Origin of the sequence: Nesterenkonia muleiensis, from assembly GCF_003600155.1 — a bacterium.
Taxonomy (GTDB): Bacteria; Actinomycetota; Actinomycetes; order Actinomycetales; family Micrococcaceae; genus Nesterenkonia; species Nesterenkonia muleiensis.
Genome location: NZ_QWLD01000002.1, coordinates 1 through 3,271, shown reverse-complemented (window position 1 = coordinate 3,271; position 3,271 = coordinate 1). Strand labels below are relative to the sequence as shown.

Annotated in this window: 3 protein-coding genes and 1 pseudogene; all 4 read left to right on the top strand. The window is 57.3% G+C overall.

The genetic code is table 11. From position 1 onward, the window contains the following. Positions 1–610 precede the first annotated feature (610 nt). The 4 genes and pseudogenes from DVO78_RS00190 to DVO78_RS17830 all read left to right on the top strand — a co-directional run bounded on the left by DVO78_RS00190 (position 611) and on the right by DVO78_RS17830 (position 3,212). The gene (locus tag DVO78_RS00190) at positions 611–1,420 is read left to right on the top strand and encodes a class II aldolase/adducin family protein (RefSeq protein WP_120002801.1); all 810 of its coding nucleotides are present in this window, start codon (positions 611–613) and stop codon (positions 1,418–1,420) included. Between the two features lie 903 nt (positions 1,421–2,323). Further along, positions 2,324–2,542, top strand: coding sequence for a hypothetical protein (locus tag DVO78_RS00180; protein WP_120002799.1), 219 nt, complete (start codon positions 2,324–2,326; stop codon positions 2,540–2,542). 234 nt (positions 2,543–2,776) lie between these two features. Continuing rightward, positions 2,777–2,899, top strand: a pseudogene (locus DVO78_RS18265) (hypothetical protein); the annotation flags it as partial. Between the two features lie 52 nt (positions 2,900–2,951). Beyond that, the gene (locus DVO78_RS17830) at positions 2,952–3,212 is read left to right on the top strand and encodes a DDE-type integrase/transposase/recombinase (protein ID WP_120002798.1); all 261 of its coding nucleotides are present in this window, start codon (positions 2,952–2,954) and stop codon (positions 3,210–3,212) included. Positions 3,213–3,271: the final 59 nt, after the last annotated feature.

Sequence of the window (3,271 nt, the reverse complement as noted above, 5' to 3'; positions counted from 1 at the left end):
AGATCTGCCAGCCACCAACCTCTCAACAACACACCCAAGAACTAAGCAGCGACACGCCACTAGGTGTAGTCACCTCAATTATTGGGATCTCTCTCCAAGCGTTCCTATCGGAGCATTGAGAATGATAGGCGAGTCGTCAATTTCCCTCGTTTCGTTCTCATCATGTTCGGGATGAGCTTACGAGCTGAGTGCCCGTTCGGATCACGCGCTCGACTGGTAGACAGCCTTGCATCCTTGTTTGGGAAGACAGTCCTGATGCCTGCAGTTGCGCTCGTTCTTGGGAGTTCCGTTGGGGGCTTGTCTGGTGTCGACCTCCTTGGGCTGGCTGCTATGGCTGCACTACCGACGGCGCAGAATGTACTGCTATTTGCCATGCACCATCGAATGCCACAATTGCTCGTACGGCACGTAGTGTTCGCAAGCTCGGTCTTGTCGTTCCCGGTGACGCTCTGCATTGCGTGGTTGCTCAGCTGATAGCCAGCATGAGGACCTGGGGGTCGAACTACGTCTTTAAAACAGCGCTGCGGCTCCTTGTGTTGCGGATCACTGCATGCTATTCTTTGAATTGGCGCCAATACCTACTTAATCCTAGTTTGAGGAGCATTTCGTCGTGGCAACAGGTGTGCAAAAATCAGTCTATGAGCCTGACCAGAAGGACTTAATATTCCCTGAGTGGCCGTCATTTGAATCTGTTAGTGAGGAGCGACAGCACCGAAAGGAAAGACTGGCATTATCCTGTCGCGTTCTCTCTAAGTTGGGATACGACTATGGTTTTGCCGGTCATCTAACGGTGCGGGACCCAGCGAACTTAGACCTGTTCTGGACCAATCCCTTCGCTGTGCCATTCAGTCATGTCCGAGTATCGAATCTGATTCTCGTAGATCACGATGGTCGTGTTGTGGAGGGAGATTATGCGGTCAATCGCGCGGGATTCGTGTTGCACTCGGCGATTCATGAAGCAAACCCTGATGTGCTGGCATCTGTTCACGCTCACACAACGAACGGAATGGCATGGGCCGCGATGGGGCGACCGTTAGACCCCATTACGCAGACAGCCTGCGGGTTCTATGGCGATCAAGCAGTTATTACGGAAGAAGCGGGTGCAGTTGTCGTTGAGAAGTCGGCAGGTGAGAAGGTCGCTGAGGCATTCGGATCTGCCAAGATCGCTATTCATCAGAATCACGGACTGTTTAGCGCTGGGCGCCAAAGCGTTGACGAGGCCACCTGGTGGTTCATTGCTGCTGATCGGGCGTGTGAGATTCAGATGAAAGCTGAGTCCACAGGGCGTGAGATCCACGCTATTGATGAGAAAGCTGCCATTCACTCCCGGGATCATTTAGCCACTCCTTACATGGCGTGGTTGCATTTCCAGCCAATTTATCAAGAGGCCGTCAACCGTGAGCCTGATGCCCTGTTGTAGACATTAGTTGAGGTATTCCGATCGGAGTCAGGGGGCCGTCGATAGCGATGCAGACGGGGATCCCTCTGATATGCGTTCGGGCGTGTTGCCACTCTGGATGTTGTGGCGAAGCGATTGGTTGTGGAAAAGTCCCCGAAAGAGGGCGAAAGCTCACTGAGGATCCATCTGATTTACTCTAGTGCTCACGCCCACATCGCTACCCAATTGCACAATTGCGCCAGAGATTATGTCAGGACGAGATTCAGCTAATGTGCCGGCGAAACCATGCGGGTGCCGCAATGGAGAGTTGCCCGTGAAAACCGGGTTGACTCTATGGATGAGCCAGGAGCTGTCGATGGGCGCGCGCCGGGAGATCAACCAAGAAGTACGCCAAGGCTTATGGGCAGGCCTCGAAGCAGGAGAAAGGTCGGTTGCTCGATGAGCTTTGCGGGGCCACTGGCTGGTCCAGGGATAACGCCCGCCGAGCCATCCGCACCGCCAGGCAGCGGAAAGGCCGGACAAACCAGCAGAAGCGTAAGCCTCGGGGGCGGGGCTACTCGTATTCAGCGTTGGTGGTGCTCATTGAGGTGTGGTCACTGGCCGGTGAGCCCTCGGGTAAGTACCTCCACGCCGTCCTGGCCCATCATCTAAGGCTACTCACCAGGAGCTGGACCGGGTCGCTGAGAGGCTCACCGATGAGGTGATCAGCCAGGTGCTGTCCATGAGCCCGGTCACCATCGACCGCTATCTGAAGCCCACCCGGGATAAGCGTCGGCGCCTTGAAGCTGATATGTAGTGTTGGTTTGTCAAGGGCAGGGTGAGGCGCCCGCTCCCTGGCCGGGGTTACGGGCGCCTCAGGCTCCGGGTCGCTACTCAACGGGCCTGGGGTGGTGGAGAGCGTGATTTAAGCAGGAGAATAGGATCATGCCAGCACGTTCACACTATGACCCCGAGACTCAGGCGTGGGCTGTGCGGATGTATGCCGAGCGGCTCGAAGAGGTAGACGGGGTCTCGAAGGCTCAAGCCCGCGGCGAGGTCGGCGAGGTTTTGGGTATCAACGAAGCCACGTTGAAGAACTGGATCGTCCGGGATCTCGAAGCACCGGGGTATTCGCCAACTGAGATTAAAAAGCGCGATACCTAGCTCGCAGAGCTGAAGGCCGAGAACGCCCGGCTGAAGCGGGCTAATGAAATCCTGCGTACTTCGTCAGCTTAATTCGTATGCAGCGGATGCACGAGGAGCAGACTGGGACGATAGTCGCCTACATCCGCCAATATCGGCACCGCTTCTTAGGTCGAGCCGATCTGCGCTGTGCTCTCTAAGCATGGCACGCAGATCGCCCCGTCAACTTTCTACGCCCATCAGGCCCGAGGCTTCATGCCCACCGACAGGGATCTGACCGATGCCTACGACGCCAGCACCTTGTACGCACTGTGGGTCACCAACCGGCGGCTCTACGGGCGTCGGAAGCTCTGGAAGAGCGCACGGCGTGCAGGCCACGATTGGGGCCGTGACCGGGTGGAGCCGCTGATGGGTATCGCCGGGATCAGCGGTGTGCGCGGGGCCGCCGACGGACTTTCACCACAGTCTCGGATCCGAGGGCACCGCGGACCCGGACCACATACGGCGGCGCTGGAACTACCCCAGCCGGCCGGAGCAGTGGTGGGTGGCCGACTTCATCTATGTGTGGACCACTCAAGGGTTCTACTATGTGTCTTTCATCACCGATGTGTACTCACGGGCCATCCTGGGATGGAGAGTGTCTACCAGTAAGCAGACCGCGCTGGCCCAATCGGCTCTGGAACAGGCTTGAATCGGCCTGGGAATGATGGAGGGCTGGTTCAGGCTGCAGCGGGTTCGCTGAGCCGATGG

Excerpts from the sequence above, each read along its gene's own strand:
- DVO78_RS00180 (WP_120002799.1), top strand. The coding sequence starts at position 2,324 with ATGCCAGCACGTTCACACTATGACCCCGAGACTCAGGCGTGGGCTGTG.